This is a genomic window from Streptomyces sp. 8N706 (assembly GCF_052245415.1).
In the GTDB taxonomy this organism is placed as follows: Bacteria; Actinomycetota; Actinomycetes; order Streptomycetales; family Streptomycetaceae; genus Streptomyces.
The window spans coordinates 100,046-115,219 of sequence record NZ_JBQQBW010000008.1; the positions used below are offsets into that span (position 1 = coordinate 100,046).

The 15,174-nt window shown below is 69.2% G+C and carries 15 protein-coding genes and 3 pseudogenes; 10 read left to right on the forward strand and 8 right to left on the reverse strand.

Annotated features, from left to right (window positions below; all coding sequences use genetic code 11):
• Positions 1-132: 132 nt before the first annotated feature.
• Genes ACTWQE_RS05695 through ACTWQE_RS05715 form a run of 5 tightly spaced genes read left to right on the forward strand, consistent with a single transcriptional unit; the run spans position 133 to position 4,306 of the window.
• On the forward strand, positions 133-549 hold the full coding sequence (locus ACTWQE_RS05695) for a hypothetical protein (protein WP_443327695.1): 417 nt from the start codon (positions 133-135) through the stop codon (positions 547-549).
• Positions 507-1,271, forward strand: a complete 765-nt coding sequence (locus ACTWQE_RS05700) for an ATP-binding cassette domain-containing protein (protein WP_443327696.1) — start codon at positions 507-509, stop codon at positions 1,269-1,271. The genes ACTWQE_RS05695 and ACTWQE_RS05700 overlap by 43 nt, the downstream gene beginning before the upstream one ends.
• The gene (locus ACTWQE_RS05705) at positions 1,268-3,142 is read left to right on the forward strand and encodes an ABC transporter ATP-binding protein (RefSeq protein WP_443327697.1); all 1,875 of its coding nucleotides are present in this window, start codon (positions 1,268-1,270) and stop codon (positions 3,140-3,142) included. The genes ACTWQE_RS05700 and ACTWQE_RS05705 overlap by 4 nt, the downstream gene beginning before the upstream one ends.
• A complete protein-coding gene (locus ACTWQE_RS05710) occupies positions 3,139-3,378 on the forward strand; it encodes an acyl carrier protein (RefSeq protein WP_443327698.1) in 240 nt (79 codons plus the stop codon). Before ACTWQE_RS05705 ends, ACTWQE_RS05710 begins: the two co-directional genes overlap by 4 nt.
• A gap of 13 nt (positions 3,379-3,391) precedes the next feature.
• The gene (locus ACTWQE_RS05715; protein ID WP_443327699.1) at positions 3,392-4,306 is read left to right on the forward strand and encodes an alpha/beta hydrolase; all 915 of its coding nucleotides are present in this window, start codon (positions 3,392-3,394) and stop codon (positions 4,304-4,306) included.
• Between the two features lie 56 nt (positions 4,307-4,362).
• Here the strand turns inward: ACTWQE_RS05715 and ACTWQE_RS05720 are convergent.
• Positions 4,363-4,650 (reverse strand): annotated as a pseudogene (locus tag ACTWQE_RS05720) (MFS transporter); the annotation flags it as partial.
• Positions 4,651-4,904: 254 nt separating this feature from the next.
• Here ACTWQE_RS05720 and ACTWQE_RS05725 point away from each other — a divergent pair.
• Positions 4,905-5,519, forward strand: a complete 615-nt coding sequence (locus ACTWQE_RS05725; protein ID WP_443327700.1) for an HdeD family acid-resistance protein — start codon at positions 4,905-4,907, stop codon at positions 5,517-5,519.
• A gap of 16 nt (positions 5,520-5,535) precedes the next feature.
• Here the strand turns inward: ACTWQE_RS05725 and ACTWQE_RS05730 are convergent, their stop codons facing one another.
• The gene (locus ACTWQE_RS05730; RefSeq protein WP_443327701.1) at positions 5,536-6,054 is read right to left on the reverse strand and encodes a hypothetical protein; all 519 of its coding nucleotides are present in this window, start codon (positions 6,052-6,054) and stop codon (positions 5,536-5,538) included.
• Between the two features lie 102 nt (positions 6,055-6,156).
• On the opposite strand from ACTWQE_RS05730, the gene ACTWQE_RS05735 reads away from it, so the two are divergent.
• Complete coding sequence (locus ACTWQE_RS05735) at positions 6,157-7,551, forward strand: DUF2252 domain-containing protein (protein ID WP_443327702.1); 1,395 nt, start codon at positions 6,157-6,159, stop codon at positions 7,549-7,551.
• 141 nt (positions 7,552-7,692) lie between these two features.
• Here the strand turns inward: ACTWQE_RS05735 and ACTWQE_RS05740 are convergent, their stop codons facing one another.
• The gene (locus ACTWQE_RS05740; RefSeq protein WP_443327712.1) at positions 7,693-8,265 is read right to left on the reverse strand and encodes an SHOCT domain-containing protein; all 573 of its coding nucleotides are present in this window, start codon (positions 8,263-8,265) and stop codon (positions 7,693-7,695) included.
• Positions 8,242-8,860, reverse strand: a pseudogene (locus tag ACTWQE_RS05745) (DUF2252 family protein); the annotation flags it as partial. The pseudogene ACTWQE_RS05745 and the gene ACTWQE_RS05740, both read right to left, overlap by 24 nt.
• Before the next feature lie 558 nt (positions 8,861-9,418).
• Between ACTWQE_RS05745 and ACTWQE_RS05750 the strand changes: the two are divergent.
• Positions 9,419-9,718 carry a hypothetical protein gene (locus ACTWQE_RS05750; RefSeq protein WP_443327703.1) on the forward strand — a complete coding sequence of 100 codons (300 nt, stop codon included), beginning with the start codon at positions 9,419-9,421 and terminating at the stop codon, positions 9,716-9,718.
• Between the two features lie 57 nt (positions 9,719-9,775).
• A pseudogene (locus ACTWQE_RS05755) lies at positions 9,776-9,961 on the forward strand (DUF7144 family membrane protein); the annotation flags it as partial.
• 34 nt (positions 9,962-9,995) lie between these two features.
• On the opposite strand, the gene ACTWQE_RS05760 reads toward ACTWQE_RS05755, so the two are convergent.
• The 4 genes from ACTWQE_RS05760 to rpmF form a co-directional block, all read right to left on the reverse strand.
• A complete protein-coding gene (locus ACTWQE_RS05760) occupies positions 9,996-11,612 on the reverse strand; it encodes an MFS transporter (RefSeq protein ID WP_443327704.1) in 1,617 nt (538 codons plus the stop codon).
• A gap of 365 nt (positions 11,613-11,977) precedes the next feature.
• Complete coding sequence (locus tag ACTWQE_RS05765) at positions 11,978-12,403, reverse strand: class I SAM-dependent methyltransferase (protein WP_443327705.1); 426 nt, start codon at positions 12,401-12,403, stop codon at positions 11,978-11,980.
• A gap of 229 nt (positions 12,404-12,632) precedes the next feature.
• A complete protein-coding gene (locus tag ACTWQE_RS05770) occupies positions 12,633-13,841 on the reverse strand; it encodes a GTP-binding protein (protein WP_443327706.1) in 1,209 nt (402 codons plus the stop codon).
• 7 nt (positions 13,842-13,848) lie between these two features.
• Positions 13,849-14,019 carry a 50S ribosomal protein L32 gene (rpmF, locus tag ACTWQE_RS05775; protein ID WP_443327707.1) on the reverse strand — a complete coding sequence of 57 codons (171 nt, stop codon included), beginning with the start codon at positions 14,017-14,019 and terminating at the stop codon, positions 13,849-13,851.
• 165 nt (positions 14,020-14,184) lie between these two features.
• Here rpmF and ACTWQE_RS05780 point away from each other — a divergent pair, with 165 nt between their 5' ends.
• Positions 14,185-14,682, forward strand: coding sequence for a Fur family transcriptional regulator (locus ACTWQE_RS05780; RefSeq protein WP_443327708.1), 498 nt, complete (start codon positions 14,185-14,187; stop codon positions 14,680-14,682).
• Positions 14,683-15,174: the final 492 nt, after the last annotated feature.

Here is a 15,174-nt window from a genome sequence, read left to right on the forward strand (position 1 = left end):
GGAATTGCTCCCGGTCGAAGTGGATCTCCCGCTCCCGGAAGCCCCGGTAGGCCTCGAACGTCGCCTCGCCCCGTCCGCGCGGCCGGTAGAACTCGCGGCACAGCCGCAGGCCGGCTGTGGACGGTTCACCTTGTGGCCGCGTTGCTGCCCACGGCGGCGGGCGTGGTCACCGGTCTGCTCATCGGGGGACTGCTCGTGCCGTCCCCCGACTCGGCCGCGCTCACCACTCTCACCCTCGCCGTATGCGCGCTGGTCCTGGCATCGCAGGCCGTCGAAATCATCGCGGCTGCACTGAAGTTCAGCGTGGCGCGCCGGGTGGACGGCGACCATCGGCTGCGGATCGCCGAGGTGCTCGGCCGACCGGGCGGCATCGCGCATCTGGAGAGCGCGGCGGTCCAGGACGAGCTCTCGCTGGGAGCGCGAGCGGGCGTACGGGCGGTTCACTGCCGCCGCCCCGAGTCCGCTTCGAAGGTGTGGAGTTCCGTTACGCTCTTGGGGAGCGGCCGGTGCTCAGCGGACTCGATCTGGAGATCGCGCCCGGCGAAATGATCGCCCTGGTGGGCGTGAACGGCGCGGGAAAGACGACCCTCACCAAACTGCTCACAGGTCTCTACCAGCCCACCGGTGGCCGGATCACTGTGGACGGCACTCCGCTGCGGGACCTTGCCTCCCGTGCGTGGCGGGACCGGATCACCGTGGTCTTCCAGGACTTCGTACAGTACGAACTCTCCCTGCGCGACAACGTGGTGCTCGGGGCGCCGAACCGGGAGGCCGATGAGGCCCTGCTGGCCGACGTGGCACGGCAGGCGGGCATCACCGACCTCGTGACCGGGACCTGCCGGGGCTGGGACACGCCTCTGTCCCGGGTCTTCTCGGGCGGTACCGATCTGTCGGGCGGTCAGTGGCAGCGCGTCGCGCTCGCCCGGGCCCTGTACGCCGCCGCGTGCGGCGCACGGCTGCTGGTGCTGGACGAGCCCACTGCCCATCTCGACGTTCGCGCGGAGATCGACGTCTTCTCCCGCGTCGCTGCGCAGGCGGGGGAAGCGGGGGTGGTGCTGATCTCGCACCGGCTGTCCGCCGTGCGCAAGGCCGACCGGATCGTCTTTCTCGACGGCGGAGTGGTGACGGAGAGCGGATCGCACGATGAACTGATCGCTCTGGGCGGATCCTACGCGCGCATGTATGCCCTGCAGGCGGACCGCTTCGCCGAGGCATCCGAGCCCGACGATGCCCACCAGCCGGGACCGGTCGAGAGGACACTACGGCGGTGAACCGACGCTCCATGCTGGCCTGGCTGTTCCGCGAGGTCTGGCGCATCCGACGCGGAATTGTCCTCATCTACCTCACCATCGTCTTCACGGACATCCTCGCCGTCGCCGGGTTCGCGCTCGGTCTGCGCTTCCTCGTCCAGGAGGCGACCAGCCGAGATCTCTCCGGCGCGTTGCTGGGCGCTGCGCTCGTCGCCGTGTGCTGGACCGTATCCACCATCGGTACATCGGCCCGGGCCAACTTGGGCTATCTGCTGGCCGAGGCCCTCAGCGTCGAAACCGACGACCACATTCTCCGTACCGTCGCCGGGCGGGACGATCTGGAGCACCTCGAACGCCCCGAGTACGTCGACCGGATCTCCCTCGTCACCGGCAGGGGTGATGTCATCGCGCGCTCCAGCTGGCTGCTCGTGGAGGTCGCGGCGACGGTGGTACGCCCCACCGTTGTCCTGGTCATCCTGGCGGCCATCGCTCCCGTACTGCTGCTGCTCGCGGCTCTGCTGATCCCCGCACTCGCTCTGCCGCGCCACGGACAGAAGCGGATTCACCGCGCGACGCTGGAGACTGCCGAGGACGCCAGGCGCGCCGAGCATTTGCACAGCCTGCTCACCGAGCCGGGGCCAGGCATGGAGATCAGGATCGCAGGGGCCGAACGGGCACTGCGGGACCGGGCCTCTCATGCCTGGCATCAGGTGACGCAGTGTCAGGAGCGTGCGAGCTGGGCCGCGGCGGGGCTGAGCATCGCCGGGTGGACACTCTTCGCTGTCGCCTACGGGGCGGCACTGCTCCTCGTCGTCAGGTCGGCCCTCGCGGGGGAGACCGCGCCCGGTGACGTACTGGTCCTTGTCTCCTTGACGGCGGCCCTGCGGACCCAGGCCGAGGGCATGGTCTCAGCGGTGCGCCAAGTCGCCGGCGGCATGCAACTTATGGATCATTACGTCCAGTTGGTTACAGTCACCGGCTCACAGGCTCGCGCCTCCTCGGCGCCCGCCGCTGTTGGGGACGACGCCGCTCCCCCCGCCGTACCGGAGCGACTGCGCGACGGCATCACCTTGCGCGGGGTCTCCTTCCGCTACCACGGCACGTCGGCCGCCGTACTGCGTGACATCGATCTGGACCTCCCGGCGGGCGCGACGGTCGCGATCGTCGGCGAGCACGGCTGCGGCAAGACCACACTGGTGAAGCTGTTGTGCAAGCTCTACGGTCCGACCGCTGGCGCCATCACCGTAGACGGCGTGGAACTCGGGCGGCTGTCCACGCCGGACTGGCGCAAACGCCTGACAGCAGGCTTCCAGGACCATGCCCGGTTCGCTTTCCTGGCTCACGAGACGGTCGGCGTCGGACAGCTGACCGCGCTCGATGACCGCATGCGAATCGAGCAGGCCGTGCGCGACGGCGGCGCGACGGACGTCATCGCCGGTCTCCCCTCCGGTCTGGACACCCAGCTCGGCACGGAGTTCGACGGGGTGGACCTGTCCGGCGGACAGTGGCAGCGGCTCGCGCTGAGCCGCGCCGGAATGCGGGCTGCGCCGCTCTTGTGCGTACTCGACGAGCCGACCGCATCGCTCGATGCGCGAGCTGAGTACGCGGCCTACCGGCATCAGATGCGGTTGGCCAGGCGGTGGGGCGCCGCCCACGGAACCGTGACCCTGATCATCTCGCACCGCTTCTGGACGGTACGGATGGCTGACCGGATCGTCGTTCTCGCGGGCGGAGCCATCGCCGAACAGGGCACCCATGAGGAGCTGATGGCGCTCGGCGGCAGCTACGCCGGGCTTTACCACCTCCAGGCCGCCTCCTATGGACACATCGGCGGATCCCTGGCCACCCCGCCGCCGGCTCCAACCTCCCACCGATCAAGAGAGGCCCCATGAACAGCAAATCCACGCAGACGCGGCTGGCCGAGCTGTGGTCGCGAGTGCTGGACGTCCCGGACGTCGCACCTGCGGACAACTTCTTCGCCCTCGGCGGCGGTTCGATGGACGCGGTGATCCTGCTGGCGCTGGTGAACGAGGAGTTCGCCACCCTCGTCCGCTTCTCCGAACTCTCCGAACTGGAGACGCTACGTGACATGGCAGACCACATCGACCGGGCCCGCGTGGCCGACTGAGGGGGGACGCGCCGTGCCCAGCAAGCAGCACGCGGCGATGAGCGCACGGTTCCGCGCGGCCCGTGACCGACCCGCCCCGCCGAGCTCGTTGGCCGAGCAACGGCGACAGCCCGGGCTCAACTCCGTACCGTACGCGCCCGTGCCTGGCGTCGCCCTCGCTCCGGCACCCGGGCTGCGGCCGGGCTCGTACCTGCTGACTCCAGATGGGCCGCGCGACGACCTACTCGTGCTCTTCCTCCATGGCGGCGGCTTCCGAAGCGGCAGCCCGGATACGGTGAGGGGCGCGGGCGCGCGGCTTGCGGCCGCCCTCGGGGTCCGGGTGCTCCTTCCGGCCTACCGGCTCGCACCCGAAAAGCCCTTCCCTGCTGCGCTCGACGACGCCGAGGCCGGCTTTGTGTGGGCCACCTCGCTCCTGCCCGGTGCCCAGATCGCGGTCGGCGGCGAATCGGCGGGCGCCAACCTCGGCCTCTCCCTGCTGCTGCGCCGACGCGACGCGGGGGACCGGCGCGCGCTCGCCGGTTTCCTCTTCTCGGGGGCCTTCGATCTGCGTCCGGAGCGCCATGCAGAGGGCAGCTGGGTCACGAACGAGGAGACCGACCTGCTGATGAGCGCCCGCTTCGGCCTGGCCACCAGCCGTGACTATCTGGCGGGACACGACCCGGCTGACCCGGCCGCCTCGCCGTTGCTGGCCGACCTCACCGGCCTCCCGCCGCTCCTCCTGGAGGTCTCGGGCGCGGAAGTGCTCCTCGATGACTCCCTCGAACTGGCGGCGCGAGCGGCCCGTTCGGGTGCATCCGTCGCACTGGATGTCCAGCCGGATCTCCACCACTCCTGGCAGGTCGCCGCGGGTTTCCTCCCTGAGGCCGACGCGTCGCTGCGCCGCGCGGCGGCGTTTATCGAACGAGCCACCCACGGGCCAATTCCGTGACCAGCAATCAGTCGTCGATACGACCTCGCGGTGGCGCCCCCGAATCGCAAGAGTCGTCCGCCGATGACGCCGTAGGCGACGGCCCGGTCCCGGCCGATGTGGGCGGCCGGGACGAGAGCGGCCGGCGCCGGGAAGGCCAGTGACGCGCCCAGCCCCTCGATCATCGACCAGGATCATGAGGGCAGCCATGACGAGGGTGTAGAGGCTGATGACGGCTTGGATCGCGGTGACCTCGGTGTCGAAGTCCTCGACCAGCCAGCTGATCGCTACGTTCTCACTGAGGTGTCGAGCACCATCAGGAACTGGGCAGTCCCGAGGATGATCAGAGCCCGCCGGCGCCCCATCGCGTCGCACCTCCACAGCTTCCGCCGCAGCCTCACGGCGGGTGAGCGACATCAGAGACCACAGGGACATAGATTTGGATGTGACGGGACATATGAGGTGTTTTTGTCCCCTTCATGTCACTCGCACGGAGTGTCCACGCACCGTACGGTCCGCTGAACGCTCGTAGTGAGCGACCGGCCGTCGCAGCAGCCGGGTTTCTCGGCATCGCCTCGTGTTCGTGAGCCCGGTGGCCGCTCGTTTCGAAGGAGGCACCATGGCCATATCGCCCGATACCGCACCGGAGCGCGGGCCGGCCGACCCTCAGGAGTTCCTGGGTGCTCTCGGCGGCTCTTGGCTCTGGGCCCTCGGCTTCGCCCTCGCTACCTTGGTACCGGGCATCCTGGTGCTGGTCTGGCCCGAGGCGACACTGCACGTGCTGGCCGTCATCGTCGGACTGCATCTGCTGGTAGCAGGCGGGTTCCGCTTCGTGACGGCCTTCCCACGGGACGGGGACCGGGGCGGCAGCGGGGTGGCCGGAGTGCTCGTCCCGGTCGTGGCTGTCCTGGCAGGGGTGCTGGTTCTGCGGCACCCGCTGCAGACGATCGCCGCGCTGTCCCTGATCGTCGGAGCCTACTGGCTGCTGTCGGGCCTGCTGATCGCGTTCGTGGCGATCGCCGACCGCGGCCTCGCCCACCGGGGCCTGGCCTTCGCCGCCGGCGCGCTCGGCGTCGTGGCCGGGATCGTGGTACTCGGCTATCCCGTGGAGTCGGCGGTGGCGCTGACCCGGCTGCTGGGCCTGTGGCTCATCCTGCTCGGCGTCGTCGAGGTGGCGATCGCCTTCGCCCTCCGGGCCGAGACCCGCCGGACCGCCGCCGTGGGCTCGCGCTGAGCGCGGAGGCTAGCGCTCAGTGCTGGAGGACGACCTTCACGACCACGATGACCATCCCGAGAAGGAGGTTGACCGCACCCGCGACCAGCATCAGACGGCGCGAGGCGCCGGCACGGGCGGCGGCTACGGTCGCCCAGCCGACCTGCCCGGCCAGGGCGACAGCGAGTGCCAGCCATGCCGTCCCCTGGACTCCCAGCCCGAGGAGTGGACTGATCGCCACGGCACCGGCCGGTGGGACGGCCGCCTCGACGATCGGCCGCTCGTCGGCGCATACGCGGCGGACTTCCGCCCGGCTCAGGTGGTGCACCATCCGGGACCCGAAAAGGCGGGAGAAGACGTGCGCGGCCCAGAACACCACACTGGTGCACAGCAGGAGCAGAACGAGCTCCAGCCGCGGAAACGAGCCGAGTGTTCCGGCGCCGACCACCACGGAGGCGGCGAGCAGCGAGCCGTAGACGGCGCCGGTGTAGTCGAGGTGGGCCGCGGCGGTCTGCCCCCGGGTCTCCGAGGCCTCGGCAGGGGTCCGGTGTGACATGCCTCCAGGGTCGCCGAGCGGGTGGTGGCACGCACGGTCACTGTCCGCCATGGCCTCGGGGTACGGCCGCGCGACCCCCGAGGGGGAAGGAGTGGGAGGCGTATGCGTGACGAGTTCCCCACACCGGACCAGCGCGCCGCGAAGGGAAAAGCGGCCCGCTCCCGAGTTCCGCGCTCCGGCCAGGCGCGGTTCGTGCCGGCCGGGGACCGGCAGGATCCCCTCGCCATCATCGAGGCGCAGTCCGCCACGCGCGTACCGGAACTGGTGCCGATCCGCTACGGCCGGATGCTGGAGTCGCCGTTCCGCTTCTACCGGGGCGCCGCCCCGATCATGGCCGCCGACCTCGGGCGGGCACCCCACACCGGCATCACGGCGCAGCTGTGCGGCGACGCCCACCTGCTGAACTTCCGGCTTCTGGCCTCTCCGGAACGGCATCTGGTCTTCGATATCAACGACTTCGACGAGACCCTGCCCGGTCCGTTCGAATGGGACGTCAAGCGGCTCGCCGCCAGCTTCGCCATCGCAGGGCGCGCCAACGGCTTCGGCGACCGCCGGCGCGGTGCGATCGTACGGGAAGCCGTCCAGGCGTACCGGGAGCGGATGCACCGCTTCTCCACCATGCGGACCCTCGACATCTGGTACGCCCGCGACGAGGCCGAGGACTTCCGGGACCTGCTGCAGGAACGGCCGGACAAGAGCATTCGGCAACGGACCGACCAGGCCATGGCCAAGGCCCGTACCCGGGACCACCTCCAGGCGTTCGCCAAGCTCACACACGTCGTCGGCGGGGAGCGCCGGATCGCCCCCGACCCACCACTGATCACCCCCCTCGGCGACCTGCTGCCCGGGTCCGCACGCGCCGACCTGGAGCGGAACCTGCGGCTTCTGGTCGAGCGGTACGCGCAGAGCCTCACGTTGGAGCGGCGCCATCTGCTCGGTCGCTTCCGCGTTGTCGACATGGCGCGCAAGGTGGTCGGGGTCGGCAGCGTGGGCACCCGGTGCTGGATCATCCTCCTGCTCGGCCGGGACGACGAGGATCCCCTGCTGCTCCAGGCCAAGGAGGCCGGGCAATCGGTACTCACCCCGTATACCGGGCCCAGCCCGTACGAGAACCAGGGGCAGCGGGTCGTCGCCGGGCAGCGGCTCATGCAGGCCGCCGGCGACATCTTCCTCGGTTGGGAACGGGTCACCGGCATCGACGGCCGGCAGCGCGACTTCTACCTCCGGCAGCTGCACGACTGGAAGGGCATCGCCCAGCCCGACACCATGACCCCGGACATGATGCGGCTCTTCGCCCGCCTGTGCGGCGCCTGCCTGGCCCGAGCCCACGCCCGCTCCGGAGACGCGATCGCCATCGCCGCCTACCTCGGCACCGGTGATGCCTTCGACCGGGCCCTCGTGGAGTTCGCCGAGGCCTACGCCGACCAGAACCAACGCGACTACGACACCTTCGCCGAGGCCGCGCACACCGGCCGGATCACCGCCGCACCCGCCTGACACGGCACCGGTGACTCGCCCGTTCTGGGTGATGCGGGGGGCATCGGACTGCCGCTGAGTATCGGGGCGGGCCGGCTGCTCGCCTGGCCCCTGCCGCTCCTGGCAGCCATCCCGTGCACGCGGCATGCGCTCAGATCGGCGTCAGGACGTCAGGACCTTCTGCTTGGCGTGCTGGAACTCCGCCTCGGTGATATCGCCCTTGTTCTTGAGCTCGGAGAGCTTGACCAACTCGTCCGCACGACCCGTGCCCGTACTTGCGGCGGTTCCCCGGATGTACGCGTCGAGCGACTCCTGCCGTGCCCTGGCGGACTGCTGTTCACGCTTGCCCATGTCACGACCCCGGGCGATCAAATACACGAAGATGCCGAGGAAGGGCAGGATCATCACGAAGAAGGTCCACCCCGTCTTCCCCCAGCCACTCAGCGAGTCGTCGCGGAAGACATCGCCGATGACGCGGAACACCAGGACGATCCACAGGATCCACAGGAAGATCCACATCATCGTCCAGAACGCGCCCAGGAGCGGATAGTCGTATGCCAGATGCAGGTTGTTGCTCATAGTGGTGCTCCTGCCTTTGCCGTGCCTCGCGGCGCGACAGTCGTCTCCGGCCCCCTTTACGTGGTACGCGGCTTCGGCGGGGACTCGGCCGGTGTGTACGGCGTCGGTGAGGGCCTGGTGGTCGCGTTCGTCTGCCAGCGCCTGCAGCACATCCATGTCGGCCTGGGTGTACCAGACAGCGAGGTTGCCCAGGCCGGCGAAGCCGCGCATCCGCTCGCGGTACGACCGTACCGGTGGCCCGTACGACGGAGGCCCGTTCGGCTTCTGTATCGCCGTTCTCGCGTCCGGCGATGGCCAGGCCGCCGGCCAGCCGCTTGACGTCCCAGTCCCAGGGGCCGGGCAGGGTCTCGTCGAAGTCGTGGATGTCGAAGACCAGATGCCGCTCGGGTGAAGCGAGCAGCCGGAAGTTCAGCAGATGCGCGTCCCCGCACAATTGCGCGGCGATTCCCGAACGGGGCGTGTCGGCCAGGTCACCGGCCGTGATGGCGGCGGCACCCCGGTAGAAGCGGAAGGGGGACTCCAGCATCCGGCCGTAGCGGATGGGCACGAGTTCCGGCAGCCGGGTGGCCGACTGCGCCTCGATGATGTCAACCGGGTCCGGTCGTTTCGCCGAGGGCTGGTACTCCGCGTGGGCGGAGCGTGGCGCGTCTGCCCGGGCGGCCCGGCCCCGCGCCGCCCGTTCCTCCGGAAGGGTCCCGCTGCCCTGGTCAGCCGTGACGCCACCTCCTCGACGGGGCGGCCCTGCGGGCAACTGCCACGATCGGGCCTGCTTCCCGACCCTCTCCCACCGTCCCACGTTCCGCACCAGCAGGCATGTCGGCCGACCGCGTTCCTGCGGCGGACGGCCTGTGACGAGACGGTGACGGGAGGGCCCCGAGCCGCCGTCTCCATCCCTGCCTCGCCCGCTTCGCAGCGTGGGCCAACCCGGCCTGGAACCGCATGGGCCGGCGTGGCCGACGCCGTACCGGGCACCACCATCGCCTCGGCACCACCATCGCCTCGGCACCACCATCGCCTCGGCACCACCATCGCCTCGGCACCACCATCGCCTCGGCACCACCATCGCCGTCGGACACCACCATCGCCGTCGGCGCCGACGGAGCCGGCAAGATCAGCTGCTGCTCGGAGGGCTGCCGCCCTCGCTCGGCCCTGTGCTCAGGGGGCGGTCCAGCCCTCTGAGCACAGGCCGCGTTCGTCCGTGGCAGCCATGCGGATGCGCCATCGGCGTGACTCGCTGGCTTCAGCGGTCATGACGCGCACGGGCTGCGGTCTCTTCGGTGGCGAGCCGCGTGCTGGGAGAGGACGCTGGATGCAGGGCACCGTGATTGAGGGGCATCCCATGGCTCGAACCAGTACAGACCAGCAGCCGCGCACACCATTCCTTTCCCGCCCCGGTGTCCGCCGGCTCACGCCGTTCGTTCTGATCACTGCGATCGCTCTGATCTTCATCTTCGAAAACCGCACGAGCGCCAAGATCCGCCTTCTCATCCCAGAGGTGACCATGCCCCTATGGGGTGCCCTTTTGATCGCCTGGGCCCTCGGCATGCTCGCCTGCGCCTTTACCGTGCGTCGGCGTCGGCACCGAAATACACGACGACCGAGCGCCTGATGTCCAGGGCCCCAGCCAGTATCAGCTAGTCACCCGCAAGAGTGTCGACATGGCCACGTATTCGTCACCACCCGCAACTACGTGTACGAGTTCGATCTCACTGGATGGGGCTGGATCCATCTGATCATGGGCGTAGTTATCACTCTCGCCGGTTCAGCCCTGTTCCAGGGCGCCACCTGGGCCAGGGGCGTCGGTGTGGGGCTGGCCGGTCTGGCCATGCTCGCGAACTTCCTTTGGATCCCCAGCTCCGGACGCGGAACCTCACCGGGCAATACAGCTAGGGCTGCGTCGAACTGGGCTGGGCCTTCGGGATCCGGTGGGTGAAGAACATCGCGAGGAGAGCAGTGAAGGCGAGGATGGCGAGTGCGGCGCGCAGACCGTTGAGCCTGGCGGCGTCGTTCGCGTCGAGCGCCGCCTGAGTCACCTCCGTGCTCGTGCCCGCCTCGTCGAGGGCGGTCTTGAGCTGGGCGTCCGACAAGAACGGTACGCCGCTCTGGAGTTCCACGGTCGCCCGGCTCTTGACGTCGGCCGGGACCGCCGGATTCTGGTCCACGCTGGTCAGGAACGAGGTCGTGAGCGTGGCGATCATGATCGATCCGGCGAGTGCCGTACCGATCGAGGCGCCGAGGTTGGTGACGGCGTTCTGGACGCCGCCGACTTCTGCGCTCTGTGCCTCCGGCACCGCGGATACTGTGACCGCCCCGAGCTGGGACGCCAGCGCGCCCATCCCGAACCCGATCAACAGGAGCGGGATGGCGACGATTTCCGCACCGGCGTCTGCGTCGAGCGCGGCCATCAGGACCACCGCGCCCGCGAGCAACGCGAGGATCCCGAGCCGCACCACCCGCCGCGGAGAGACGTCCGGAAAGAAGCGCGGGATCAGGACCGCGGCCGCCAGCAGTGTGACCGACAGCGGCAGGATGCGGGCACCGGTCGCGAGCGCGGACAGGCCCAGGGCCACCGACAGGTAGAGCGGTACGACGAAGAACACACCCATCTGCACGAGGTACTGGAAGAAGAACATCGTCAGCCCGCCGGTGAGTTGCTTGTTCTGCAACATGGCCGGGTCAATGAGTGGCTCCCTCCGCCGCTCCACCAAACGGGCTTCCCAGCGGAGAAAGAGCCAGATCAGAAGGAGACCGGCCAGCATCAGCCACACGACCAGCGAAACTCCGAGCCACGAAGGCGCGTCGGGCTTCGGCCGGAACCAGCCCCATTCGTCCGAGCGGAGTACGCCGTAGACGAAGATCCCGAGCCCGAGCGCGGACAGCACGGCGCCGACGAGATCGATGCGAGGGCGTTCGCCGATCGGCGCGTCAGCGATGCGGCCGGCGAGCACCAGGATGCCGAGCACCATCACGACCTCACCGGCGAAGACCCACCGCCAGGAGAAGTACGTCGTCGCGACACCCCCGATGAGCGGCCCGACCGCGATCGCCACGGCCCCTGCGGCCGCGACGAGACCGTAGGCGGCGGGACGGCGTTCAGCGGCGAAGTTGCTCGCCACGAGCGCCACGATCGCGGGCAGGATGAGTGCCGCCCCAATCCCCTCGAGGAACGACCAGCCGAGCAGCAGCACGGGCAGGTTCGGCGCGAGCGCCGTGGTGAGGGAGCCGCAGCCGTAGATGACGCAGCCGATCATAAACGCGCGTTTGCGGCCGATCAGCGCCCCTACCTTGCCGCCGGGGATCATGAACATCGCCATCACGAGGGTGTAGGCCGTGACGGCGCCTTGGATACCCGTCACCGTCGTGCCCACGTCGTCGGCCACCGTCGCGATCGAGACGTTCATGACCGAGCTGTCGAGCGCCATCAGGAACTGACCGGCCGCGAGTGTCAGCAGGACGATTCGCGCCGTTGCCGAACTCTCAGCAGTGCCCGCCCTGGGTGCCATGCGCGAATCGTCCCAGCCGCCCCGGAGGGCGATCCGCGACCCGCCACGGAGATCAACCGGTTGGCGGACTCCTCAGCGGCGACTGGGCCCCGCATCAGGCAGGGGCACGCAGTTGCCTGGGGTAGTCCGTCACCGGTCGGTAGCCTGTTCGTAGAGGTCCTGGCCTGCGACAACGGCCACCGAGGCTCCGTCCCTGTATGGGGGCGGAGCCTCTGCGTGCGAAAAGGGCAATCCGCTGCGCACAGTTCGAGCCGCTTCCTCAAGCTGGGGACACGGCCGCTGAACCGGCTGGGCTCGTCCATCCGGGACGCGTTCGGGACGCAGGCGGGACACAAGGACAGGAACAGACTGACAAGCCCCGGGAGTCATCGGCACGATGCACTCCACTTGACCTGCGAAAACGTCAAGAATGAACGTTGATCGGCAAGGGCCGCCAAGATCCCGAATGGACTCATCATCCGTCGGCCGTGGGTTCGAGTCCCACCCGCCCCACCACAAGGGCGAGCTAAAGAATCGTTCTGACCAGCAGCTTCGCTGGTCGGGTGCGGCACTCGGCACTCATGGAGCATCCGTCGCCGTTCCCCATCGGCGAAGAAAGCGGGGCGCAGCTCGATCACATCGGGCAGGTCCACGTCGAACCAGTGGGCCCTCCCATCGGCGACACGCTCGTAACGGGTGTTGAGGCCGGTGCCGAGCTCGACGACGGTGCCGTCCGGGTGCCGCCGAAGGAAGTCGCGGACCCAGTGGTCGAAAAGGAGCGTGCGCAGTGTCGCCCCGACCAGACTGGGCACCCCGTCGAAGCGGGAGAAGTAAAGTCGTAGTCCAAGGACTCAACCATCTCCTCGGCACGAGGGTCGCTCAGCAGGCCGTCCGGTTTGCGGCTCTCCACGGCCCTGCCGTAGAGCGGGATCAGCAACGTCTCCTGAACCGCCCCAGTTGCACGGCACGGCGGGACGGGCGTGGTGTGGGCGTGCGTGGCATGTGATTCATGGCCGACCTCCTCGGAGTGCTGCTGCTGCCTCAGCGCTGCGCCACGGGCTGACGCTCGTGCGGGTCGTGCTCGTGCTCGCAGATTTCGTCCAAGCCGTACGTCTCCCAGGCGGGGAATGGGTCGGGGAAGCCGGACCAGTGTTGTGGGCCTCGTGTGTACTCGTCGTCGGTGAGCAGGCAGGAAGCCAGCGCGGCCCGCAGAGCCTGGGCCTCCAGTTTCGTCCCGATGAAGACCAGCTCCTGGCCGCGGCCGGCATCCGCAGCGGCGTCACGCGCCCCGGACGGCTCGAACCGCGCCACCGCGCCCGCCTGCGACCACAGGCCCGTCACCTGTGGGCGGGACGCCAGCCAGAAGAAGCCCTTCGAGCGCAGGACGTCTCCGTACACGCCGCTGTCGAGCTCTTCGGCGACGAAGCTCCACAACCGCCGGGGGTGAAAGGGGCGTTCGGAGCGGAAGACCGTGCTGGAGATGCCGTACTCCTCGGTCTCTGGAACGTGGTCGCCGTTGAGCTCCATGACCCAGCCTGGCGCCTGCTGCGCGCGCTCGAGGTCGAAGAGACCGGTACCGAGCACCTCGGCCGGAGCCACCCGGCCGTGCCGGACGGGCACGAAACGGGCCACGGGGTTGAGCCGGGACAGCGTCGCCCGCAGCCGGTCGGCCGCATCGGCGTCCACCAGGTCGAGCTTGTTGAGAACGATGACGTCCGCGAACTCGACCTGGTCCATGAGGAGGTCGCTGACCGTGCGCTCGTCGTCCTCGTACTGGTCCAGGCCGCGCTCGACGAGTTCATCGCCGCCTTCCAGCTCCCGCAGGAAGTTGGCGGCGTCGACCACGGTGACCATGGTGTCCAGCCGGGCCACCTCCCCCAGAGTCGCGCCGTCGTCGCGCGGGAACGCGAAGGTCGCCGCAACCGGCATCGGTTCGGAGATGCCGCTGGACTCGATGAGCAGGTAGTCGAAGCGCCCCTCCCGGGCCAGCCGGTCCACCTCCTCCAGCAGGTCATCCCGAAGCGTGCAGCAGATGCACCCGTTCGTCATCTCGACCAGCCGCTCCTCGGTCCGCGACAGGGCGGCGTCGCCGCCGCGCACGAGCTCGGCGTCGATGTTGATCTCGCTCATGTCGTTGACGATCACCGCGATGCGCAGGCCGTCGCGGTTGTTGAGGAGGTGGTTGAGCAGGGTGGTCTTGCCGGCGCCGAGGAAGCCGGAGAGCACGGTCACGGGCAGCGGGTCGGTCATGGTGCGGTCAGCCCTCGGGATGGAGCAGGCCGCGCTGGTAAGCCGGTATGAGGCGGCGCGGCACCTTGTACACACGGCCGTCCACGGTGATCGGCACCAGCTCAGGCGCATTGGCCTTCCACTGCGCGCGGCGGTGGCGGGTGTTGCTGCGGGACATCTTCCGCTTCGGTACGGCCATGGCCGGTCCTCCTCGGGGCCTGGATGTGGGGGCCCAGGCTAGATGAAAACGGATGCCGTTTCCATTTGACTGGACTCGACGCCTGGACGCGAGCCGTTAGGCATGAAAATCATGTTCAATTAGCATGGTGTAGCGACAAGACATCGGTCAACCAGGGAGTCCGCGATGGGCGAGGTGGACGAGGCGAAGGGTGTGCAGTGGACGCGCGCTGATACCGGCGTACGCAGGACGCGCCAGCGGCGTGCCGTGCTGGACACGCTGGGCCTGTGCCGGGAGTTCGTCTCCGCGCAGGAACTGCACGCCCTGATGGCGGGTTCCGGCTCCACGGTCGGGCTCACCACTGTCTACCGCGCGCTGCGGGAACTGGACCGGGCCGGGCTCGTCGACGTCGTACGGGACGAGGGTGGTGAGCGCCTGTACCTGCGGCGGCCTACGGACGAGCACCGGCACTACCTGATCTGCCGCTGCTGCGGCCGCAGTCAGCCGGTCGACTCGGAGGCCGTCGAACAGTGGGCCGACCGCCTCGCCGAGACCACCGGCTTCTCGGACTTGGAGCACACCCTCGAACTCAGCGGTGTGTGCAGCCGCTGCCGACCCGGCGAAGGAGAAGAGCCGTGCCGCCAGGCACCCCGCCTCACCGGTCACCCAACCTGTCCGACCTGAAGGAGCCCGTACGCCGTCTGCTGGACCTCGACGACGACACCGCTGTCACGCCGCGGCCAACCGCTCCATCGCCACAGCGCACGTGACGAGGACACCGTGCCGCCCAGCGTTCGCGATCGCGGACAGCAGCGGCGGCATCGTGGCCGGCACCACTGCACACGGCGAGGCCGCGATCATGATCGCGCTCTACGTGGCCTTATGGGGATCCGAGCCTGTCTGCGCCCTCTGAGAGCCCAACAGCTCTCTGCCAGGTGGTAGGCAGGGCGGCGGTTCGAGTCCGGTCTCGGCACGGAGTCCGGCGATCAGGCGCGGTCGATGCCGGATCTGCTTCAGCCCGCGCTCGACGATGCACACAAGGTGGGCGAGGGCGATGTTCGCGAGTGCGCCGCACTTGAAGCAGCGACCAGATCCCCTGTGCCAGGTGGGTCGAGAACTTACGCCGGGGGGGGGTGTAGCGGGACCTGGACACGGGCAGCGTCGGGGGGGGGGGGA